Raw genomic sequence first — 22,039 nt, 5'->3', positions numbered from 1 at the left:
GCGCGATCTTTTGACAATGCCGAGTCGCCCGAGGCCATGTCCGCCGGGGGCGCCGCCTATCTGGCCGCCGACGGCTTCCTGGAGCCCCTGCTGGAGGAATTGGACGATCCGACGGCCGTGGTCCACGGACGGCTGGTGATCACCCAGGCGCCGGCACGGCCCGCCGCCTGGTCCATCAACACCTGGCTGGCCCCCCGGCGCATCGCCATCGCGTCCATCAAGGATGGCGCCCGCGCCTTGCGCGCCATCCAGCGCAACTGGGCGGCGTATGAACATGGCCACCACCGCCGCTCCCGTCTGATCCAGGAGCAGTTGCCCCATGTGTCGGCCAAGCCCCTGGTCTTCCCGGCCCCAGCCCCAACCGCCCCCCTGGGCGCCTGGACCTTGCTGGACGAACACACCATCCTGGCCTCCGGCGCCTGCAGCAGCGCCTTCGCGAATGGCGAGGTGGCGTTTGTCGAGGACAAGGCCACGCCGCCCAACCGCGCCTACCTCAAGCTGTGGGAGGCGCTGACCCTGGCCGGCCGCATGCCCGGGCCGGGCGACCGCTGCCTGGACCTGGGCGCCTGCCCGGGGGGCTGGACCTGGGTGCTGCAATCCCTGGGCGCGGAGGTCACCGCCATCGACAAGGCGCCGCTGGACCCGCGTATCGCCAGTCTTCCGGGTGTGACCGTGCGCCGGGAAAGCGCCTTCGGCCTCGATCCGGCGGAAATCGGCCCCGTGGAACGCCCCATCGACTGGCTCTGCAGCGACGTCATTTGCTATCCGGAACGATTGCTGCGTCTGGTGCGGCAGTGGAAGGATGGCGGTCACGCGCGCAATTTCATCTGCACGCTCAAGTTCCAGGGGGAGACGGACCATGTCAGCGCCCGCGCCTTCGCCGCCATCCCCGGATCACGCCTGCTGCACCTGTCGCACAACAAGCATGAGTTGACCTGGATCTATTTGGCACCCGAAACATCAGCGATTTAGCCACTTTCGCTGTGATGCAGGCCCTTGCGCCCGCCCCGCTCTGGGCGCAAAAGGTTGGCGGGGCGGTCCTGGTCGTATGGGGGATCGGTCGTAATCTGGATCATGCCAGAGGCTGGTTTCACCAGGCCCCGCCGCTGTTTCGCGCCCTGGGACGATATCGTCCCGTCTGGGCGCCTTGTGATGGGTGACGAATGCGCCGGGTGTTCTCTTGGATCGCGTGGCCGGGGCTGCTGGCCCTGTGCATAGCCGGATATGCCTATGGGAACGCGCTGGGCCATCCCATCCTGGCCTACAACATCACCTATTTCGGCATGGCGGCCGCCCTGCTGCTGCTGGAACGCCTGATGCCGTATGAGCCGGCCTGGGCCAAGAGCGACGGCCAGACGCGGCAGGACATCAGCCACACGGCCCTGAACAAGGGCATCGGCCAATTCCTGGCCGGCACCGCCGCCATGTTGGGCGCCAGCCAGGTGGCGCCGGCCACGGCCAGCGGTTTCTGGCCCGCCCACTGGCCCATGGCGGCGCAGGTGGTGCTGGGCTTGGCGGTGGCGGAGTTCGGCCTGTATTGGGCGCACCGCCTGGGGCATGAGATTCCCTGGCTGTGGCGGTATCACGCCGTGCACCACAGCGTCACCCGCCTGTGGGTGGTGAACACCGGCCGCTTCCACTTCGTCGACAGCCTGATCGCCACGCTGTTCGCCCTGGTGCTGGGCATCCTGGTGGGCGCCCCGAAGGAGGTGGTGGTCTGGGTGTTGGCCATCACCACCTACATCGGCTTCCTGACCCACTGCAACGTGGACATGGATTGCCGGGGGCTGAACTGGCTGTTCAACACGCCGGATCTGCACCGCTGGCACCACAGCCGGCTTCCGTCCGAGGGCAATACCAACTACGGCGAAAACCTGCTGCTGTGGGACATCATCTTCCGCACCCGCTATCTGCCGCTGGACCGCCGTCCGCCGGTGGACATCGGCACGGCCGATCCGGTGCCCCTGACCTTCCTGGGCCAGCTGGCCTACCCGTTCCGCCGCCATGGAGCCACGGCCCCCGTGCTGGACACTCCCGCGCTGGAAACCAGGGCTGAAGCGGCGGGTGGCGATTAAGTTTTAGTCGGGGTTTAACTTGGCCGCGCGCCGGTCACAGCGCCTGGCCGGCCACCCAGCCGGATGACCAGGCCCACTGGAAGTTATAGCCGCCCAGCCAGCCGGTGACGTCCACCGCCTCGCCCACGACATGTAGGCCGGGGACCTTCTTGGCCTCCAGGGTCTTGGACGACAGCTCATTGGTATCGATGCCGCCCACCGTCACCTCCGCGGTGCGGTAGCCTTCGGTGCCCGCCGGCACCACCGTCCAGCGCCGCAACTGCTCCCCCACCGCCGCCAACGCCTTGTCCGACAGGTCGCGCAAGGGGCGGCTCTCGATTTCGCCGGCCCCGCCTTCCCCGCACAAGCGGTCAGCGAAGCGGCGGGGCAGCACGTCGCCCAGGATGGTCTTCAACTCCGCATTGGGGCGGGCGCGCTTGGCGGCCTTCAGATGCTCCGCCAGGTCCAGGTCGGGCGTCAGGTCCACGGTGATGGCCTCCCCCGCCCGCCAATAGCTGGATGCCTGGAGGATCGACGGGCCGGACAGGCCACGATGGGTGATCAGCAAGGCCTCGCGGAACGCCGCCTTGTGGGCCTTCACCACCGCGTCCAACGCCACGCCGGACAGTCCCTGGGTGCGGGCCAGGTCCTGGGGCGTGAAGGTGAAGGGCACCAGGCCCGGCCGGGGGGCCACCACCGCCAGCCCGAACTGGCGGGCCAAGCGGTAGGCGAAATCGGTGGCGCCCATTTTGGGGATGGACAGGCCGCCGGTGGCCACCACCAGCTTGGGCGCCGTCATCTGCCCCCGCGCGGTGTCGACCACAAAGCCGCCGCCCGCCACGCCCTCGTCTCCCGCCCGCACGCCGCCGATGGCGCAATCCAGGCGCAGGTCCACCCCGGCATCGGCCGCCTCGTTCAGCAGCATGGCCAGGATATCGCGGGCGGAGTTGTCGCAGAACAGCTGGCCCAGCTTCTTCTCATGCCAAGCGATGCCGTGCCGCTCCACCAGGGCGATGAAATCGCGGGGGGTGTAGCGCCGCAGCGCCGAGATGCAGAAGTGCGGGTTGGCCGACAGATAGCGTGCCGGCTGGGCATCCAGGTTGGTGAAGTTGCAGCGCCCGCCGCCGGAGATCAGGATCTTGGCGCCGGCCTGGGGCGCGTGATCGACCACGGTCACCCGCCGGCCGCGCTTGCCGGCGGCAATGGCGGTGAACAGGCCAGCGGCACCGGCGCCGATGACGATGACGTCGGGAGAGGAAGAGTCGCTCATCTGAAGGTTTATCAGTCCATGTCCACGGAACCGCGCAGCCGCTTCACACCGCTGCGGGTGGCCTTGGCCTCCAGCCGCCGCTTCTGGGATCCCAGCGTCGGCCGGGTGGGCCGGCGCGCGGCCTGACGCACCGTGGCCTCCCGAATCAACTCGAACAGGCGCTCGCGCGCATCCTCGCGGTTGCGTTCCTGCGTGCGGTGGCGTTGCGCGGTGATGACGATGACGCCGTCGCCGGTCCAGCGGCGGCCGGCCAGGGTTTTCAGCTTGTCCTTCACCCACTGTGGCAGGTTGGGCGAGGCCGCCGCGTCGAAACGCAGCTGCACCGCCGTTTCCACCTTGTTCACGTTCTGCCCGCCGGGGCCACCGGCCCGCAGAAAGCTCTCCTGCAGTTCCGTCTCGGCCAGCCGGATACCCGGCGCGACCAGCACGGTCGGCCCTTGAAACGGGGGCGGGGAGGATGGCGGAATCATGGAAGTGGAACCAGCGGGGACAAGGCCGGTGATTCTAGACGGGTGGGCAGCACTTGTCGAACGGCGGCCCTGAATGGCTGCAGCGCCGTCAGGGGGCGGGCGCGTCCACATCCCACATGAACACCGGCCACTCCTCCGCCTGGCGGCGGCGCAGGGGCCCCGGCGTCGCGAGGTCGCGCAGGGCGTCGAAATCCTTCACCACAACCACCGCCCCCTCCAGCGCCACGCCATGGCGGCGCAGGTCGGCGAAAGTCCAGGCGACATCTTCCGGTGTCGTCTGCAGGACGGTGGCCACGGCGGCCATGTCGAGGTTCAGGCGCCCCCCGGCACGGCGGGCGGCATGTTCCTTCAGCAGATGGGCCGCCAGGCGCTGCGGCAGGGACAGATCGCGTAGGGCGGCCACGGCCTCCACCAGCGCACGTTCGCGGGCGGCCTGCCCCGCCATCAGCGACAGGGCCAGATCAGCACCGCTACCCAGGCGGGCGCGCAACGCCGACGATGGCAGCACCAGCAGACGGACATCGCCAACCGCGCGCACAGTGAGGGACGCCGCCGCACCGGTCAGGGCCTCGGCCAGCAGGAAGGTGGACTCCGGCCCCCGCCGCTGTCCCACTTCGGTATTGCCGGCGACCAGCGCCACCGTGCCGGACAGCAGGACATGGATGTCAGCCAGTGCCGTGCCCTGGCGCGCCAGCAGATCCCCCGGCGCGAAATCCTGAACCCGACAGGCGGCCGCCAGGGCGGACAGCACATCCGGCGTCAACCGGGCGAACGCGGGCAGTCCCGCCAGGCTTGCGGTCACCCCGCCCCTCGTCACATCCACCGTCATCCGACCCAACCCCATCTTGCCCCACCGGGTGTCCCCGCAGGCGGCGGCCACCTTATGCCTTCGGCCAAAATCCCTGTAGTCGAGCCTTTGCCGTAGGCCTTTTGGATACGCGCCGTCTGGAAACGTTCCAGCTTCCAGTCAGCCGTCGCGGCGGCGATAGCGCCTCCGCTCGCGGGCCATGGCCACGCTGCGCAACACCTGGCGCCAGACCATGAGCAGCACGGGAGCCGCGACAGCCCGCACCCCGTGGCCGATGCCGACGACAACCCGCCAGGCAGGCAGCGCCTTCAGACGGTCGATCCATCCCACGATCCAGCCGTGAACCCGGGCGAACCATCGAATGGTCAGCAGCTTGTGCCGGCTGCGCTGGAACAGCCGTTCCACCGTCAACAGCTTCAACACCTCCGCCCCGATGATGAGCAGAAGGCCCGTGCGGGTCTTGCCCTGGGCGATCAGGAAGGCGCCCAGCGGCTTCACCGGCTCCAACACGATCAGGGGCACCAGGAACAACACCAGGGTCGCACGGGGCCCCAGCCGGTCTATCAGACGGCCCAGCGCCTGGAAAGGCGACCACCGCCCCATCCATGCGGCGAACGGCCGCACCAGGGGCAGGAAACAGACATCGACCAGGACATAGAGCAGGGCCGCGACCACCGCCAATGGGGTCAGCAGGCGCCGTATCCACAGGCGCGCCCGCGGGCTGGGGCGCCAGCCGAGCGCGCGGCGTATGCCGCCCGGCTTACGACCCGCCGGTTCGCGATCAGGCATCCGTTCCGTCCTTCCTTGGGTTCAGGGACGAACCCTTGACCTCAGGCTGACGGTGGGCTGAACGCCGGTCCGCGCGCAAGGTCCACTTGGTGGCATTATTGTGGAGCCTTCTCGCACAAATCGCGTGCGCCCAAAAGGAAAAGGCGCCTTCCCCGGTGGGGAAGACGCCTTTCCAAACAGCAATCCAAAAACGCCGGGGCCAGGTGGCCAGTGATCAGCGCTTGGAGAACTGGAAGCTACGACGGGCCTTGGCCTTGCCGTACTTCTTACGCTCGACGACGCGCGGATCACGGGTCAGCAGGCCGGCGACCTTCAGCGACGGGCGCAGGGCCGGCTCGAAGTAGGTCAGGGCCTTGGAGATGCCGTGGCGCAGCGCGCCGGCCTGGCCGGACAGGCCACCACCGGACACGGTGCAGACGACGTCGTACTGCTCAACCCGGCCCACGATCTGGAAGGGCTGGTTGATCATCATGCGCAGCACGGGACGGGCGAAGTAGACGGTGATGTCACGGCCGTTGACTGTGACCTGGCCCTTGCCCGGCTTAATCCAGACGCGGGCGACCGCGTCCTTGCGCTTGCCGGTGGCGTAGGAGCGGCCCTGCGCGTCGATCTTCGGCTGGGCCGGCTCGGCCACCGCCTCAGTCGTCACAACGGCGGCGCCCTGCTTCAGGTCGGCCAGGCTGTTGATGGTCTGTGCCATGGATTAGGCACTCCTCTTATTCTTCGGATTCAGGGCGGCGACGTCCAGCACCTCGGGGTTCTGAGCCTCGTGGGGATGGGTCGAGCCCTTGTAGACGCGCAGGTTGCTCATCTGCCGGCGGCCCAGCGGGCCACGGGTGATCATGCGCTCAACGGCCTTCTCGATGACCCGCTCCGGGTACTTGCCGTCCAGGATCTGGCCCAGGGTGCGCTGCTTGATGCCGCCAGCATACCCGGTGTGCCAGTAGAAGATTTCGTCGCTGCGCTTGTTGCCGGTCAGCTTCACCTTCTCCGCATTGATGACGATGATGTTGTCACCGCAATCCATGTGGGGGGTGTAGGTCGGCTTGTGCTTGCCGCGCAGGCGCATGGAAATGATGCTGGCCAGGCGGCCCAGCACGAGGCCGTCGGCATCGATGAGAAGCCACTTCTTCTCGATCTCAGACGGCTTGAGAGACAAGGTTTTCATCCGCGCACTCACTCAAAATGAGGTCCGGGCCAAAAGAGGCCCCAGGGCACCGCTCCTGGGACCGGCACCGAAGTGGGCGGTTTTTATGTCGGGTCGGGCTGGGTGTCAACGGGAAAAAGCGCCAGTCCGTCAATCGCTTACCATTGAGGTATCATAATACCATAGATCGAATACCATTGATTCCATTGACTATTTTCAAACGACGAAATCGAGACCATCCCCATTTTCCCAATGAAACCAGGGCGTTGGACGCCCGCCCGCGATGGCGCCCAGGGCCCGGGCGTCAGCCCCGTGGAATCGCATAGGTGCCTGTCGCGTGGGCGACCGGGTCGTCCTCCCCCTCGGAATGGAGGGTGACTTCGCCGTACGCCAGGCTGCGCCCCATGCGCACGATGCGGGCGTGGGCGACCAGGGGCTTGGGCGACGGCCGGCGCAGGAAGGTGATGTTCATGTTGCTGGTGACCGCCAGCACAATGTGTCCCGCCATGCTGAGCACGGCGCCGTAGAGCGCCACGTCGGCCAGCGCGAACATCGTGGGGCCGGAAACGGTACCGCCCGGGCGCAGCAGATCATCGGACACCGGCATGGTCAGGGTGATGGTGCCATGCCCCATCTCATGGGTGCGAATTCCGGCGCGGTGGGCTTGGGGCAGGCCCTTTTCCAGCAGGCGGTCGAAATCCGCCGGCGTGAACACGGGCGCCTTGCCCATGGCCGCCAGCTTGTCGTCCATCGTGCCCTGCGCGGTGTCCTCATCGGCCGTCATTCCCATATCCCTCCCCAATCCCATTTATGATGTTCCGGTATACCCGTCCCCGGGCGCCCCTCCCACCCCGTTGGACATCCCCATTTGCCGAAGGATCCGCCCCTGATGAGCGACACGATCACCGACGACGTCCTGCGTGACATCTTCATGAAGACGAAGACAGTGGCCATCGTCGGCATATCGCCCGACCCGGCCAAGCCGTCGCACTATGTGCCAGCGTTCATGCAGCGGGAATACGGGTACAAGATCATCCCTGTGCACCCGGCCCACGCCGGAACCACCATCCTGGGAGAGCCGGTGGTGGCCACCCTCGCCGACCTCCCGGATGGCGTGGACTTCGTGGAAATCTTCCGCGCGGCCCCGGCCATCGGCACCTTCGTGGTGGAGGCGGCTGAACGCGGCATCCCCTACATTTGGATGCCGCTGGGCGTCAGCCACGCGGAGTCGGCGGCCCAGGCACGGGCGCTGGGCGCCACCGTCATCATGGACCGCTGCCCCAAGATCGACCTACCCCGCCTGTTCCCTCACGGGCTGCCGGATCGGGGTTGACAGTTCACGCTTGATCGGTGGCGTCGGGGGCCGCAGACGCGGCGATCCACTCCAGGAAGCCCGGATTGCCCGACACCACCGGCAGAGCGATGACGCAGGGCGTGTCGTAGCTGTGCAGTTCCTTGACCCGTCGGGTCAGGGCCTCGAACCGGTCAGCGCGGGTCTTGGCGATGAAGGCCACCTCCGCCGCGTTCTCCACCCCGTCCTTCCAGCGATAGATGGATTGGATGCCGCCCAGGATATTGACGCAGGCGGCCAGCCGCTCCTCCACCAACGTCCGTCCTATGGTCTCCGCCTCCGCCACCGAGGCCGCCGTCATATAGACCAGGAACGCCGCCATCACCCACCTCTTGCCTTGTAAGGACCGCGGGCTTGAGCCCGCCGGCGCCGCGGCGCCTGACACGCCGGCCGTTTGACGCCCGGTGTCGTCAGGGTAAGATACCGGCAGGCCCGGCGCCATCGCCTAAAAAGGCGCGCGGCCCGATTGATGACGGGGGAAGGCATGGCGCGCGGCAAGGCGGCGGGGCCGGAAACACCCACCCAGGAGACGGCGCCAACCGCCGCCCCCCCGCTCATGCCCACGGCGGTGCAAAAGCGCTGGCTATGCCGAGGCCTGGCGCAAGCCGGAGGCAAGCTGCCCCTGTTCTGGGCGGACGGCAGCAAGGTCAGCGCCGCCACGGTCAAGGCCTGCCTGGCGGCCGGTTGGGCCGCCCCCTGGTTCAGCAACCCCTTGAAACCGGATTGGCTGGTCTGCCGCCTGACCGACGCGGGTCGGGCCGTCTGCGTCGGCGCCCATACACTTAAAAAGTGATATTCATACCGGAGATACCTTCATTCAAGGCGGGCATGGCCGTCCTTGAAATCAGGTTTTTGAGGACGCCCAATGTTCCGACACTCAAGCAAGAACAAGCCTTCAAGCACGCGCCAGCCCGGTCGCGCCAGTCAGCCGGCCGGCGCCCCTGACGCCACCACCGGCATGGCACCGCCTTCCCGGATCGGCGGCGGTCTGGCGGCGATGGGCGCCGATCTGAACCGAGGGCCGTCCGTCACCGCCCTACGTCAACTCACCGCCACCCTCGCCGGCCGCGCGCCAACGCCCGGTCAGGACGTGGTCCAGCGCCAAGTGATCTTCACCGGCGGCAGCCCGGACGAGAGCACCTGGCGCCCCCTGAACATTGAAAGCATGAGCGATGTTCGCCATTTCCTGACGGAGGTCCAAGGGGACATACATTCCCTTGGCTTCAAACTCCAGAATGGGGGGATCGCGCGGGTCCATGAATGGCTGACGGGCGACCAGCCCATCAAGTTCGCCGACAAGGCGGCCCTGATCCAGAAGCTGTTCGAGCTGGATTTCTGCTTCCGTCCACAAAAGCACGCGTCGTCGGGGCCAAAGACTTTAGGCCCCCGCCCCACCTTTCAAGGGGGCGCCAACGCGATGGCGTACGGCAAAGACCATGGCGACACCGCCCGGCGCCATGTGATCTCATCCAGCACGCTTGGATTGGCGATCGAGAAATCGCAGGCCAACCTGCAAGTGGTGAACGGCTTCCTTGAGCGATGGGGAGGACAAGCCGTTCAGGAGCAGACACCGGCCGCCCTCCATGTCGCCAAGCGTCAGGCCTGGACCATCGCGCACAATCACGTCGGAAACCTGTGGGTCGGCCCCTCGCCGATCAACACCGCGATTGGCTTCATCCGCGGCCCATTCCTGGCCGCCGTTAAAATTCTTCAGCACCAGGAGGGGCCGTTCCCCGTGCAGGAGTTGGTCGACTACTATGCCCAACCGCAGGGTCCGATGAACAAGGCCGCCCAGAAGGAATGGCAGGACCTTGCCGAAATCCTCACCCCCGCCCTTGAGGGACTGGCGGATTCGGATGGCAAGATTGAAAGTCCGGAAGAGGCCATCGACCTGATACTGGATTTCGCGCGCAACGCCGATTTGGACATGCCGCAGGAGAAGCAAAACCCCGGGTACCATTCGACGGTGACCGGACTCTATTCGATGATCCTGGGGGCGGTACAGACCGGTGAGGATATATTTCAGCCCGACGCCGCGCTGGACCTGTTCATGCGAACCCGGAACGGCGAGGAAGATACCGCGATGGAGGTGGAGTGAGCGCCCCATGCTGGCGTGGCCCAAAAGCAATCAGCCCCGCCGGGTGACCCGGCGGGGCTGATTGCTTTCGAGAGATGGTCGGAGCGACAGGATTCGAACCTGCGACCCCCAGACCCCCAGTCTGATGCGCTACCAGGCTGCGCTACGCTCCGACCTCTCGAGTGAACCGCAGCGTGGGCTGCTGTTCGGGCGCGGACTATATCCATGAGGTTCCCAGGATGCAACGCCCATGCGTCCTCTAAGTTCAAAAAAATGAATTTTTCTATAAATGTGTTATTTATCAATTAGTTATGATTCATTTTTCAGGCCAACCCCTCCGCTGCCCCCCCAAAAAAGGGGAACGGCGGAGCGAAATCCGCCTATGTCCTGGGCGTCAATGCCAGTAACCGCTGAAGGTGCCGCCGTAATAGGCGTTGTTCGTGCTGGTCGACGTCGTGGTCAGCGGGTTGTAGCCGGCGTGGCCGCCGGCGAAGGTGGTCATCTTACCCAGAAGGCTGGTGACGTCCGTGGGCGTCAGCACCACGCCATCGCTGGCCTTGATGGTGGCGACCTCGCTGCTGGTGCTGCTGAACCAATTCGACAGCTTCACAACCTGGGCCGTTCCCAGCTGATCGACCACCAGGTCATTGCCGGAGCGCTGCAGCCAGACCTTGTCATGGGTGACGATCAGGTCCAGTTCGCCGCTGGGCCCCACACCGTTACTGGAAAGCGCCAAGGTCGCGCCTGTGCTTTTGGCGACGATCGTGTTTCCGGTCCCGGTCAACGCCAGCGTCTCACCCGTCGTCGTCAAGGCGATGGTATTGTTGGCGCCGCTCACGCTGGTGCGGGAATTGGCCGGCGTTGCCACGGTCACAGCGGCACCGTTGGCCGTCACCGTGTCCATTCCCCCGGCAACGGTGACGGTGGCGCCGCTGCCCACGGTCACCGCGACATTGGATCCATTGATGGTCGCCCCGCCGTTCGCCGCGACGGCGACGGTGTCGCCGGCGATGGCGTTGACGACATGGCCGCTACCGCTGAGCTTCAGGGTCGCCCCCGTCGTGGTCAGGGAGATCGTGTCCCCGCTGCCGCTCACCGTCTCGACATAGCCGCTGGGCGTCGTCACGGTCAGCGCCGCGTTGTTCGCCGTGATCACATCGTTGTTGCCGGTGATCCGCACGGTGGCGCCGGTCCCCAGGCCAAGCGTCATGGCCGACCCATTGATGGTGGCGCCGCCACCCGACGCCACGGCGATCGTGCCCCCCAGAGTCCCGTTGACCTGCTGGCCGGTGCCGCTGAGGGCCAGCGTCTCCCCCGCGACCGCCAGGGTGATCAGGTCGTTGGCGCCGCCGATGGTGGTGGTGCTGCCCGTTGGCGCCGCGACCGTCACCGTGGCGCCGGTGGCTGTTATCACATCCCCGGCCCCCGTCACCTTCAGGGCGCCCAAATTGGCCACGCTGATGGTGTTGCCGTCGCCGGCGATGGTTGCCGTGGCGCTGGCGGCCAGGGTGATGGTATCGCCGGCCGCCGTCACGGCATTGCCGCTGCCGCTGAGGGCAAGCGTGTCGCCGCCGACGGTCATGGCGATCGTATTGTTGTTGCCGCTGACCTTTGCGGTCGCCCCGGCCGGCGCGGACACGGTGAGCGACGCGCCCGTCGCGGTGATGGTGTCGCCGCTGCCCATGATCGTCGCCATGCCGCCGCTGGCGATGGTCACCACGTTGTTGGCGCCATAGAGCGTAGCGCTCGCGGCGGCGGCCACGTTGATGGTGCCGCCGGCCGCCGTGGTCACCTGGTTGCCCGTGCCACTGAGGAACAGCGTGTCCCCAGCGCCCTGAACCGTGACAACCGCACCGGTCGCGCTGATGGTTTCCACGCTGTTGGTCGCGGTGATGACCACCGTTTCACTGCTCTTGGCGCTGCCCAATACGGTATTGCGGCCCCCCGTCAGGGTGACCATCCCACCCGTTCCCGTCAGCGACAGGATGGCGCCGGTGTTGGCGATCAGCGTGTCGTTGTTGCCCGTGGCCAACAGCGTGCCGACGCCGGCCAGCGTGTCGGATACTGTCGCACCGGCGGCCGTCGCCCGACCCGTCACCAGATTGATGGTCATGCCGTTGGCGTCGTAGCGGACGGTCGCGGCGGGAGAGCCGGTCAAGGTCGCCCCCGTCCCCGCGCCCACCAGCACCGAGGAACCGGCGGTGGAGGCGACGCTGGCGCCCCCCAGCGCGATCAGGGTGTCGCCCACCCCCGAAACGGTGGCCCTGGCCCCATCGCCGACGGTGACGATATTATTGTTGCCCAGGATCGAGGCCGCGGCGCCCTGGCTTACGGTGACGATGTTGCCGTTGCCGTTGACCGTGTCAGTGCCGGCCACGGTGACGGTCTCGCCCGAGCCCACCAGGCTCTGGCCGCTTCCCGCCAGGGTGAAGGTCGCGCCCGATCCGGCGACCGTCAGGATGGCGCCACTCCCCGACACGGTGATGGACGCGTTGGACGGGTTGGTGAGGGTGGCGGCGCCACCGCTCAGGAAGTTCAGCGACGTGCCGGCACCGTTCACCACCATGGCGGCGCCCGTGGTGATCGTCCCGGACGCGACGTAGATACGGTTGATCGCGGCCTTGACGGCGCCGGAGATGGTGACATTGGTGGCGCCGGCCAACAGGCTGATGGTGTTGCCCACCGCCTGGACCTGCACATTGCTGCCCCCGACCGAAAGCTTGTTGGTCGAGTCGTTCATGAAGATGGTGTCGCCGACACCTGTCACGGTCTCGATCAGGTTGCCACCACTGAAGACGATGGTGGAATTGCGGCCCAGTTCGGTGACGATATTACCGGAACTGCTGAGGTTGAGCGTCGCCGCGCCGTTCAAGGAAACCAGGTTTCCCCCGCCTCCGACGGTCAGGCCCCCGCCGCTGGCGACCGTCAGATAGTTGGCGGCGCCGGTGTAGCGGGACGAAAAGCCCGTGAACAATATCCGGTCACCGGAATAAGCGTCGTAGACGATATTGTTGTTGTCGATCTCAACGGTATTGCCGCCGCCGACAATATTGATCACGTCCGCCGTGGCGGAAACCACCGCCGACCCGCCCCCGACGTTGATCGTGTTGCCAGCAAAACTATCGACGATGGTATTGCCGCTGCCGGTGATGGTAACGGAAGCACGGACGACCGACTGGAGAAGGGTTATGGTGTTGTTCGCACCAACGATCGTGTTGCCGGTGCCTTGCACCACGATGGTTCCGCTGTTGACCAGCGTCGCCTGATTATTCCCCGTGATGCTCGCCATCCTGACATTCCCCTATCGGCATTGGGGAAGCATATGGCCACGAATTTAATCGTTGCATAGGCCATAAGCATATTCGCAGCAGAAATGCGCACATGCGGGAAGCGGCCGATGACGCCCACGCTGGCGACGGACGCGCCTACAGCACCCGGCGCAGGAGATCGCGAATCTCCTCAAGGTCGGCTAGCACCAGGGCCAGGGCCTCACGCTTGGCGGTGGGCAGCCCCCTCTCCACCTTCTCGGTGACCACTCGACGCGCCGCTTCCGGGGACCGGGCCGGCGCCGACACCGCCTCCAACGGGGTTGGCGGGGTACGCGCCCATTCAGGATCGGCTTCGGGATCATGGTCGAACAGACCGATGATGCGCAGCTTGTCCTCCGGCCTGGGGCCTGGCGCGGACGGGAGCGCGGTCGGCGGCGACGCCGACTCCCCTTCCAGCGACGCGGTGGCGTCCGGTTCCTCCGCGCTCAAGGTCGCCGCGGTCGCTTCCACCCCGTCATCGGCGGCCGGCGACATACGGGCGCTCCCGGTGCGCAGCAGGCGCTGCACGCCCTTGATGGTGTAGCCTTCCTTGTAAAGCAGCACCTGGATCCGGCGCAGCAACTCCACATCGTCCGGCCGGTAATAGCGCCGGCCACCGCCCCGCTTCAGCGGACGGATGTGAGGGAACTTGGTTTCCCAGAAGCGCAGCACATGCTGCGGGACATCCAGTTCGGACGAAACCTCGCTGATGGTGCGGAACGCGGTGGGCGATTTGCCACGGCCACGGTCCACCGGCGGCGCCCCGGCATCAACGGTATCGAACTCCGCCCCGTCCTCGCCGCCGCCCGCCCCGCCGACCTCGGGAATACCGTCATCGGGCAGCCCGTCGCTGGTGAGACCATCGCCGGCGGTGAGGGGCTCTGGCGCGGGCGTCCCGGACATGGCTTAGCGCTCGTCGGCCGTCAGGACGTCGTTGATGCGGTTTTTCAGCACGTGGCTGGCGCGGAACACCAGGACACGGCGCGGCAGGATCGGAACCTCCTCCCCGGTCTTGGGGTTGCGGCCGACGCGTTCGCCCTTGGCGCGGACGGAAAAACTGCCGAAGGAAGAAATCTTGACCATTTCCCCCCGCCCCAGCGCGGAGGCGATCTCATCCAGCACGCTCTCCACCAGATCGGCGGACTCGTTCCGCGACAGCCCCACCTCTTGGTAGACAGCCTCGCTCAATTGAGCGCGCGTGACGGTGTGATCTCCCATGGGTGCCCTCCCTCAACCAGTGGCCCCTTTGCCAACTGCGGGAACGGTAATGCCCAGCGGGAAAGCCGTCAATTCCAAAGGTTTGCCAAAGTGTTGTCAGATTCGGATAGACCGTCCGTCCGGCTTGGACGGTGCTGCAGGGCACCCAAGAATGGTGCGCCGCGAAAGCGCCGGGGAACACGAACCCGGAAAAGCCCGCGCCGCGCGGGCCAGCGCCCCAGACTACGAAGGTAAGCCGCCGTCCTTAGAACCGGACCAGCGCCGCGCCCCAGGTGAAGCCACCGCCCATGGCCTCCAGCAGGACCAGTTCGCCCCGCTGGATGCGGCCATCGGTCACGGCCTCGCACAACGCGAGGGGAATGGAGGCGGCGGAGGTGTTGCCATGATGGTCCACGGTCATCACCACCCGGCTGGGGTCCAGCTTCAGCTTGCGGCCGGTGCTTTCGATGATGCGGCGGTTGGCCTGGTGCGGGACCAGCCAGTCCAGGTCGCCGGGCGTCAGGCCGTTGGCCGCCAGCGCCTCCCCCACCACCTCGGCCAGATTGACCACGGCGTGCTTGAAAACTTCCTGCCCCGCCATGCGCACGTGGCCCACGGTCTGGGTGGAGGACGGGCCGCCGTCGACATACAGCAGGTCGTGATGGCGGCCGTCGGAATGCAGATGGGTAGACAGGATGCCCCGATCCTCGGATGTCCCCTGCCCCTCCTCCGCCCGCAGCACCACCGCACCGGCGCCGTCACCAAACAACACGCAGGTGGTGCGGTCTGTCCAATCCAGGATGCGGGAGAAGGTCTCGGCCCCGATAACCAGCACGGTGCGGGCCTGGCCCGCTTTGATGAAATTGTCGGCGACCGACAGCGCGTAGATGAAGCCGGAGCAGACGGCCTGCACGTCGAACGCGGCCCCCCGGGTCATGCCCAGGGCGGCTTGCACCTTGGCGGCGGTCGCGGGAAAGGTCTGATCCGGCGTGGCGGTGGCCAGTACGATCAGATCCACCTCGTCCACCGCGACGCCGCCATGCGCCAAGGCCGCCTGGGCGGCCTTCAACGCCAGGTCCGATGTCTTTTCGCCCTCGGCGGCGATGTGGCGGCTGCGGATGCCGGTACGCTGGGTGATCCACTCGTCGGAGGTGTCGACCGTCCTGGCCAGCTCGTCGTTGGTCACGATGCGGGCCGGCAGGTAAGAGCCGCAGCCCACGATCACGGAGCGCATCACCATCGTTCAACCAGCCGTCATGAAAAGGGCCGTCACTGGGCGACGGCCTGGGGGTCGGTACCGGAAGCGGCGGCCGCTGCCTGCAAGCTCTCCTGAAGCAAGGCCAGTTCCTTGCGGATCTTGTCGTCAAAGCCGTGCTGGACCAGGTCGACCGCCACGCAGATGGCGTTGGCGAAACCCAGCGCATCGGTGCCGCCATGGCTTTTGACGCATACGCCCTGGAGTCCCAGGAACATGGCGCCGTTGTAGCGCCGGGGATCCAGACGCTGGCGCAATTTATTGAAGGCGGTGCGGGCCAGGAGATAGCCCAGCTTGGCCAGCAGCGACGACTGGAAGGTGCGGCGCAGGTACTCACCGAACAGTTTGCCGGTACCCTCAGCCATCTTCAGGGCCACGTTGCCCGTGAAGCCGTCCGTCACCACGACATCAACCGTGCCGGCCGCGATATCGTCGCCTTCCACGAAACCGTGGAAGTTGCGGGCCAGCGGTGTGGCGCGCAGGGCGGCGGCGGCGGCCCGGATGTCCTCATGGCCCTTCTGCTCCTCCGAACCAACGTTCAGAAGGCCGATGGTGGGCTCCAGCAGACCCAGTACCGTTTGCGCGAAGACCGTGCCCAGGACGGCGAACTGCACCAGATTATCGGCGTCGCATTCCAGGTTGGCACCCAGGTCCAGCATCACGCAATCGCCCCGGGTGGTGGGCAGCATGGTGGCGATGGCCGGCCGGTTGATACCCGGCAGGGTCTTCAGCACGAACTTGGCCATGGCCATCAACGCGCCGGTGTTGCCGGCGGAGACGACACAGGCCGCGTCACCGGAGGCCACGGCATCAATGGCCAGGCGCATGCTTGAGCCACGACCAGAACGAAGGGCCACGGATGGCTTCGCATCCATGGCCACGACGTCGGCGGTATGGCGAACCTGGGAGATCGCCTTCAGTGCCGGCCGGCTTTCGAGCAGCGCTGTGATGCGCTGCTCATCACCGACGAACAGGAAGTCCACGTTCGGGCAGCGTTCGCGCGCGATATTCGCGCCGTCCACCACCATGTCCGGGGCGTGATCGCCGCCCATCGCGTCTAGGGCGATTCGCAGGCGTGTGCTCACCGGACAGCGACCTCCTCAAGCACCGGGGCGAACCGGATCAGGCGGCAGCGGCAGCAGTGTCGACGACGACCTCACGGCCATCGTAATGGCCGCAGGAGCCACAGACATGATGCGGACGGGTCAGCTCACCGCAGTTGGAGCATTCGTGGTGCGCACCAGCGGAGATGGCGTGGTGCGAACGGCGCATGTCGCGGCGAGACTTGGAGGTCTTTTTCTTAGGAACGGCCATGATCGTCTACTCTCTACTCGGTTCAGACGACCACCCACGTGCCGTCTTGCTAACCATCGTCAGGCCCCATGCTGTAGCGAAACCGCCATCCTTTTCCCACCCCTTTTTATTGGGGGCGGGCTTGCGGAAAACAACATGAGGCCAAACGACAAGGAACCCGGTCCAGCCCTGGACCGGATGAAACAGGGCGCTTTCATTACTTGAAATCCCAGCGGAGGGCAAGCGCCAAAGACCAAATTAAGTTTTGGGACGCAGCTTCGCAAGGGCGCCAAAGGGGTTGGGCTTCCCGTCCCCGGCATCGCCGGCTTGAGTCGCGGCCCCGGCGAGCGGCGACTCCGGCTCATCCTCCGCCCCGGCCTTTTCGGGCGGTGGCTCGTTGGGCGCATCGGGAAACTCGCCCTCCCCCTCCCAATCCTCGACATGGACGAAGCGTTCGGCGTCCGCCTTGCGGGGATAGGGATCGAGGGCCAGCGACAGGTGCTGGGCCACCAGCTCACCGATGTCGATGCGGCCGTTCTCGATGGCCTCAGGCGGGTCGACCTCATCATCCAGCCCCAGGGTTTCCAGGTCCGCCTCGTCCTTGGGCACGAGATGGGCGGGGGCGAACAGGGCCTGGAAGGTATCGCGGACGTGTGCTGGCAGCGGCTCCAGCGTCACCACGCAGCTCTGGACCACCTGGGCCTCCAGCTCGCCGGTGACGCGCACCATCTGGCCGCCGCGGATGCGGCGCAGGCGCACCAGGGCCGTCAGGCTGTCCAGCGAGACGAGATCCAGGCGCTTGGCCAGGGCCACCCGCTCCGCCGGCGTGGCGGTGATCTTCTCCACGCTTTCGCGGGACGAGACCTTGTCGGCGAAGACGGGACGGGAAAATTCAGGGGTCATGTCAGCCATGACGCGCAACTCCATAAGAAACGAATGGCTTCACAGCCGCGGCGAAGCGGGAAAGGCCGGACCGTCCACCAGCAGGGACTCGCGCGGTTGCGCCGCCAGACGGCCGGCCGCCGCCAGGACATACAGGGCCATCGCGGCCACTTCGGGCCCGTCCGGGAGGGTGGAGCCGAACAGGTTACGGTCCAGCGCCTCCTCCAGCGCCTTCCGGCCGCCCTCCCCCGCCTCCACCTTGAGGGCCGATTCGTAGGCGTCGGCCCGGCCGTAGAAATGCTTGCCCAAATCCTTCACCTTCTTGCCCACGACCATCTCGCTGGCGCCCAGTTCGCGCAGGCTGAAATCCAGGTCGGTGAACATATGGTCGAACAGGGCCTGGTTGAGATCGGCCAGGGCGGCGCCTTCCGCCGCCAGGCGGCGCATGACCAGCCAGGCGTGCAGGGTCACCACCTCGAACCGCCCCTCCACCGTGTCGGGAACGCCCCGGCCTTCGCCCGCCGCCGCCGTGTAGAATTCCGGCTGACGCGCCTGATCGACGATGCCGGCGTAAAGGCGCAGCACGGCCGCTTGGCGGCGGGGGCTGCGGAACAGGCGTTCAATCAAGGCAATCACGGTGAGAAACCCGGCTTTCGTTGACAGGACAAAGCGGCTGGTGCGATTGTCACCGGCCAGATGGGGGGCGGTCGTCCACCGGTCAAGCGCGACGATGGACGTCTCGCCGGACAGGAAAAGGCCAGCGCCCCCTGGCCGATTGGTCCTCTTTACCGGATTATCGCATTCCGTGCGACGGATGACGGATGCCTCAATCGTGGAACGGGCCGACCCGCGATCAACGTTCTTGGGATTAACGTCTTAGACCATGCCGAACAAGACCCTTAAGTTGCTGTCTCCCGCTGGCCTTCTCAGCCTGGGCCTTGTCGGGATCGGGCTGACGGCCTGCACGCCCACGATCAACAATCGCGGCAACCTGGTGGAGGACCGTCGGCTTGCCGACGTGCGTCCCGGTACCAGCACCAAGGAAGACGTGCAGAAGGCGCTGGGCTCGCCCAGCACCACCAGCACGGTCGACGCCAACGTCTGGTACTACATCGGCGCCATCACCGAGAACGAGGCCTTCTTCGATCCGGAAATCGTCCAGCAGCGGGTGGTGCAGATCAGCTTCAACGACCAGGGCGTGGTCAACACCGTCGGCGACGTGGATCTCAGCCAGCAGGAAGAGATCAGCCCCGAGGATCGCGAGACCCCAACGGCCGGTCACGACGTCACCTTCCTGGAGCAGCTCATGGGCAACCTGAACCGCACCAAGAAGAAGGACGACAAGAAGAAGAAGGGCGGCGGCGGCGGGGGTTGATCCCAGCGCGCCCCTGAAATGAGGAAAAGCCCCGAGGACGACGCCCCGGGGCTTTTTTTGTCGGAAAATGGATAATACCAGTGGTACGAGATTCTGAGCTCGTGCCGCTGTAGCCCGCGACGGCGGGCGCCGGAGATTCGCGGGGAGCCGAAGGCGGACTGGAAATCGAGGAAGCCAAGCGACCGGATGGTCGCGCCCGGCGATTGAGGGACGGCATTTGACCGGTCAAGGTCAAATGCCGTCGGTATAAGGCCGCTCAGCCGTGGGCCAAGATGGCCAGCAGCAGAAGCGCCACGATGTTGGTGATCTTGATCATCGGGTTCACCGCCGGGCCGGCCGTGTCCTTGTAGGGATCGCCCACGGTGTCGCCGGTGACGGCCGCCTTGTGCGCGTCCGACCCCTTACCGCCATGGTGCCCCTCCTCGATGTACTTCTTGGCATTGTCCCAGGCGCCGCCGCCCGAGGTCATGGAGATGGCGACGAACAACCCGGTGACGATGACGCCCAGCAGCATGGCGCCCACCGCCGAGAACGCGGCCCCCTTGCCGGCGATGGCGTTGATGACGAAGTACAACACCACCGGCGCCAGCACCGGCAGCAGCGAGGGGATCACCATCTCCTTGATGGCGGCGCGGGTCAGCAGGTCCACCGCGCGGCCATAGTCGGGCTTGGACGTGCCGGCCATGATGCCGGGATTTTCCCGGAACTGGCGCCGCACCTCCTCCACCACCGAGCCGGCGGCACGCCCCACCGCCGTCATGCCCATGGCCCCGAACAGATAGGGCAGCAGCCCGCCCAGGATCAGGCCCACGACAACGAAGGGGTTGTCCAAGCCGAAGTTCAGCGTGCCCGACAGGTCGGCGAAGTAGGGATACTCCGTCGGGTTTGCCATGAAGAAGTGCAGGTCCTCATTATAGGCGGCGAACAGCACCAGGGCCCCGAGGCCGGCGGAGCCGATGGCATAGCCCTTGGTCACGGCCTTGGTGGTGTTGCCCACGGCGTCCAGGGCGTCGGTGGTCACCCGCACCTCCGCCGGCAGATCCGCCATTTCGGCGATGCCGCCGCCGTTGTCGGTGACGGGACCATAGGCGTCCAGCGCCACGACCATGCCAGCCAAGGCCAGCATGCTGGTCACGGCGATGGCGATGCCCAGCAGCCCCGCCATCAGGTGGGTGGTCAGGATGGCGGCGCAGATGACCAGGGCCGGCAGCGCCGTCGACTCCATGGAAATGGCCAAGCCCTGGATGACGTTGGTGCCATGGCCGGTGGTGGAGCTTTGCGCCACCGATCTTACCGGGCGGTAGTTGGTGCCCGTATAATACTCGGTGATCCAGACGATCAGCGCCGTGACCAGCAGGCCCACAACGGCGCAGCAGTACAGCGTCTGGCCGGTGAACTCCTTGCCATTGACGGAAAAGGCGGTCGCCAGGTGATCGGGCAAGACCCAATAGGTGACGCCCCATATGCCCACCAGCGACAGCAGGCCGGTGGCGATCAGTCCCTTGTACAGCGCCCCCATGATGCTGCCCGCCCCCAGGCGCACGAAATAGGTGCCGATGATGGAGGTGATGATGCAGACGCCGCCGATGGCCAGCGGGTACAGCATCATCGGCGCCAACAGGTCCGATCCGGCGAAGAACATGGACGACAGCACCATGGTGGCCACGGTGGTGACGGCGTAGGTCTCGAACAGATCGGCGGCCATGCCGGCGCAGTCACCCACGTTGTCGCCGACGTTGTCGGCGATGACAGCGGGATTGCGGGGGTCATCCTCCGGAATGCCGGCCTCGACCTTGCCCACCAGGTCGGCGCCCACGTCCGCCCCCTTGGTGAAGATGCCGCCCCCCAGGCGCGCGAAGATGGAGATCAGCGATGCGCCGAAACCCAGGGCGACCAGGGCGTCGACCAACGGTCGCCCGGTGATGCCCAGGTGGGAAAGCAGTCCGAAATAACCGGACACGCCCAGCAGGGCCAGGCCGGCCACCAGCATGCCGGTGACAGCCCCCGAGCGGAAGGCGATGGACAGGCCCGACGCGATGCCGTGGCGCGATGCCTCCGCCGTGCGGACATTGGCCCGGACCGACACGTTCATGCCGATATATCCCGCCGCCCCCGACAGCACCGCGCCGATGACGAAGCCCAGGGCCACGTACCATTTCAGGGTGATGTACAGCAGGATGGTCAGGACCACGCCGACGATGGCGATGGTGCGATACTGGCGGTTGAGATAGGCCCCCGCCCCCACCTGGATGGCGGCCGCTATTTCCAGCATGCGCGCATTGCCGGGGCTTGCCGATAAGACGGACCTGGCGGTGAAAAGACCATAGAGCACGGCCAAGGCGCCGCACCCCCACACGAAGGGAAGCACTCCTGTCATGTCGTTTCCTTTTCCCTGACTGGTTTCCCAGGATTCGGCGCCCCCCCAATTCTGATGCCGGGGTCGGTCGTCGTTAGCCTGAAAAAAGTGGCATGGATTCAGGGCCTAAGCAATCGCCCGCGATCAGCTTCTCCCAAATTTGGAAGAGTAAAAGCTAAAATGTCCACCCAGAACGCGAAAACACCCGGAAGAGAACATGCCCCCGTAGCTGGTCCGTCGACTTGTTAACTTTTGCCAGCGATTGCCATACCCGGTGCGGGGATGATTATGAAATCATCTAAAACACTTGACGTATCGGAGTAATCCGACGGTACAGGAGCGGACGGTAGCATCGCCCGATTACCCACCCCATGCCGCCGGGGTGGAGTGGGGCGCGGCGTCACGCC

23 protein-coding genes and 1 tRNA gene are annotated in these 22,039 nt (G+C 66.3%); 6 read left to right on the top strand and 18 right to left on the bottom strand.

The genetic code is table 11. The features are described 5' to 3' along the window. Window positions 1-36 precede the first annotated feature (36 nt). Entirely contained in the window at window positions 37-972 is a 936-nt protein-coding gene (locus FHS74_RS04055; protein WP_246462907.1) for an SAM-dependent methyltransferase, read from the top strand. Between the two features lie 191 nt (window positions 973-1,163). Then, window positions 1,164-2,075 carry a sterol desaturase family protein gene (locus FHS74_RS04050; RefSeq protein WP_184797705.1) on the top strand — a complete coding sequence of 304 codons (912 nt, stop codon included), beginning with the start codon at window positions 1,164-1,166 and terminating at the stop codon, window positions 2,073-2,075. Between the two features lie 34 nt (window positions 2,076-2,109). On the opposite strand, the gene FHS74_RS04045 is transcribed toward FHS74_RS04050, so the two are convergent. From FHS74_RS04045 to FHS74_RS04015, 7 genes are all read right to left on the bottom strand, one after another. Beyond that, window positions 2,110-3,324 (bottom strand): BaiN/RdsA family NAD(P)/FAD-dependent oxidoreductase, encoded by a 1,215-nt coding sequence (locus tag FHS74_RS04045; RefSeq protein ID WP_184797703.1) that lies wholly within the window; start codon window positions 3,322-3,324, stop codon window positions 2,110-2,112. Between the two features lie 11 nt (window positions 3,325-3,335). After that, window positions 3,336-3,794: an alternative ribosome rescue aminoacyl-tRNA hydrolase ArfB gene (gene arfB, locus FHS74_RS04040; RefSeq protein ID WP_184797701.1), complete on the bottom strand. Its 459-nt coding sequence runs from the start codon at window positions 3,792-3,794 to the stop codon at window positions 3,336-3,338. Between the two features lie 88 nt (window positions 3,795-3,882). After that, window positions 3,883-4,623: a Crp/Fnr family transcriptional regulator gene (locus FHS74_RS04035; RefSeq protein WP_184797699.1), complete on the bottom strand. Its 741-nt coding sequence runs from the start codon at window positions 4,621-4,623 to the stop codon at window positions 3,883-3,885. Window positions 4,624-4,761: 138 nt separating this feature from the next. Next, the gene (locus FHS74_RS04030) at window positions 4,762-5,391 is read right to left on the bottom strand and encodes a hypothetical protein (protein ID WP_184797697.1); all 630 of its coding nucleotides are present in this window, start codon (window positions 5,389-5,391) and stop codon (window positions 4,762-4,764) included. Window positions 5,392-5,605: 214 nt separating this feature from the next. Beyond that, entirely contained in the window at window positions 5,606-6,091 is a 486-nt protein-coding gene (gene rpsI, locus FHS74_RS04025; protein WP_184797695.1) for a 30S ribosomal protein S9, read from the bottom strand. Between the two features lie 3 nt (window positions 6,092-6,094). Further along, window positions 6,095-6,559: a 50S ribosomal protein L13 gene (rplM, locus tag FHS74_RS04020; protein WP_184797693.1), complete on the bottom strand. Its 465-nt coding sequence runs from the start codon at window positions 6,557-6,559 to the stop codon at window positions 6,095-6,097. A 283-nt stretch (window positions 6,560-6,842) separates the two neighbouring features. After that, a complete protein-coding gene (locus tag FHS74_RS04015; protein WP_246462906.1) occupies window positions 6,843-7,322 on the bottom strand; it encodes a PaaI family thioesterase in 480 nt (159 codons plus the stop codon). A 105-nt stretch (window positions 7,323-7,427) separates the two neighbouring features. Between FHS74_RS04015 and FHS74_RS04010 the strand changes: the two genes are divergently transcribed. Continuing rightward, window positions 7,428-7,871, top strand: a complete 444-nt coding sequence (locus FHS74_RS04010) for a CoA-binding protein (RefSeq protein WP_184797691.1) — start codon at window positions 7,428-7,430, stop codon at window positions 7,869-7,871. A gap of 4 nt (window positions 7,872-7,875) precedes the next feature. On the opposite strand, the gene cutA is transcribed toward FHS74_RS04010, so the two are convergent. Next, window positions 7,876-8,211 carry a divalent-cation tolerance protein CutA gene (gene cutA / locus FHS74_RS04005; protein ID WP_184797689.1) on the bottom strand — a complete coding sequence of 112 codons (336 nt, stop codon included), beginning with the start codon at window positions 8,209-8,211 and terminating at the stop codon, window positions 7,876-7,878. Window positions 8,212-8,445: 234 nt separating this feature from the next. Here cutA and FHS74_RS04000 point away from each other — a divergent pair, with 234 nt between their 5' ends. Both FHS74_RS04000 and FHS74_RS03995 read left to right on the top strand, forming a co-directional pair. Then, window positions 8,446-8,682, top strand: a complete 237-nt coding sequence (locus FHS74_RS04000) for a hypothetical protein (protein WP_184798257.1) — start codon at window positions 8,446-8,448, stop codon at window positions 8,680-8,682. A 72-nt stretch (window positions 8,683-8,754) separates the two neighbouring features. Beyond that, window positions 8,755-9,987 (top strand): hypothetical protein, encoded by a 1,233-nt coding sequence (locus tag FHS74_RS03995; RefSeq protein WP_184797687.1) that lies wholly within the window; start codon window positions 8,755-8,757, stop codon window positions 9,985-9,987. A gap of 75 nt (window positions 9,988-10,062) precedes the next feature. On the opposite strand, the gene FHS74_RS03990 is transcribed toward FHS74_RS03995, so the two are convergent. The 9 genes from FHS74_RS03990 to FHS74_RS03950 all read right to left on the bottom strand — a co-directional run bounded on the left by FHS74_RS03990 (window position 10,063) and on the right by FHS74_RS03950 (window position 18,537). After that, window positions 10,063-10,139: transfer RNA gene (locus FHS74_RS03990), tRNA-Pro, on the bottom strand. Between the two features lie 221 nt (window positions 10,140-10,360). Then, window positions 10,361-13,255: a beta strand repeat-containing protein gene (locus tag FHS74_RS03985; protein ID WP_184797685.1), complete on the bottom strand. Its 2,895-nt coding sequence runs from the start codon at window positions 13,253-13,255 to the stop codon at window positions 10,361-10,363. 136 nt (window positions 13,256-13,391) lie between these two features. Further along, window positions 13,392-14,177: a MerR family transcriptional regulator gene (locus FHS74_RS30265; protein WP_246462905.1), complete on the bottom strand. Its 786-nt coding sequence runs from the start codon at window positions 14,175-14,177 to the stop codon at window positions 13,392-13,394. A gap of 3 nt (window positions 14,178-14,180) precedes the next feature. Continuing rightward, on the bottom strand, window positions 14,181-14,492 hold the full coding sequence (locus FHS74_RS03975; RefSeq protein WP_184797683.1) for an integration host factor subunit alpha: 312 nt from the start codon (window positions 14,490-14,492) through the stop codon (window positions 14,181-14,183). A 244-nt stretch (window positions 14,493-14,736) separates the two neighbouring features. Then, window positions 14,737-15,711, bottom strand: a complete 975-nt coding sequence (locus FHS74_RS03970) for a beta-ketoacyl-ACP synthase III (protein WP_281384604.1) — start codon at window positions 15,709-15,711, stop codon at window positions 14,737-14,739. Between the two features lie 29 nt (window positions 15,712-15,740). Then, window positions 15,741-16,811 (bottom strand): phosphate acyltransferase PlsX, encoded by a 1,071-nt coding sequence (gene plsX / locus FHS74_RS03965; RefSeq protein ID WP_184797679.1) that lies wholly within the window; start codon window positions 16,809-16,811, stop codon window positions 15,741-15,743. Window positions 16,812-16,848: 37 nt separating this feature from the next. Next, window positions 16,849-17,040, bottom strand: coding sequence for a 50S ribosomal protein L32 (gene rpmF / locus FHS74_RS03960; protein WP_184797677.1), 192 nt, complete (start codon window positions 17,038-17,040; stop codon window positions 16,849-16,851). A gap of 237 nt (window positions 17,041-17,277) precedes the next feature. After that, complete coding sequence (locus FHS74_RS03955; protein ID WP_246462904.1) at window positions 17,278-17,931, bottom strand: YceD family protein; 654 nt, start codon at window positions 17,929-17,931, stop codon at window positions 17,278-17,280. Window positions 17,932-17,961: 30 nt separating this feature from the next. Then, complete coding sequence (locus FHS74_RS03950; RefSeq protein WP_343066850.1) at window positions 17,962-18,537, bottom strand: ubiquinol-cytochrome C chaperone family protein; 576 nt, start codon at window positions 18,535-18,537, stop codon at window positions 17,962-17,964. A gap of 247 nt (window positions 18,538-18,784) precedes the next feature. On the opposite strand from FHS74_RS03950, the gene FHS74_RS03945 reads away from it, so the two are divergent. Continuing rightward, a complete protein-coding gene (locus FHS74_RS03945) occupies window positions 18,785-19,276 on the top strand; it encodes an outer membrane protein assembly factor BamE (RefSeq protein ID WP_184797673.1) in 492 nt (163 codons plus the stop codon). A 256-nt stretch (window positions 19,277-19,532) separates the two neighbouring features. Here the strand turns inward: FHS74_RS03945 and FHS74_RS03940 are convergent, their stop codons facing one another. Next, window positions 19,533-21,653: a sodium-translocating pyrophosphatase gene (locus FHS74_RS03940; RefSeq protein WP_184797671.1), complete on the bottom strand. Its 2,121-nt coding sequence runs from the start codon at window positions 21,651-21,653 to the stop codon at window positions 19,533-19,535. Window positions 21,654-22,039 lie beyond the last annotated feature (386 nt).

Source organism: Nitrospirillum iridis, from assembly GCF_014205765.1.
GTDB lineage: Bacteria > Pseudomonadota > Alphaproteobacteria > Azospirillales > Azospirillaceae > Nitrospirillum > Nitrospirillum iridis.
This window is presented reverse-complemented; position numbering and strand designations above follow the sequence as displayed.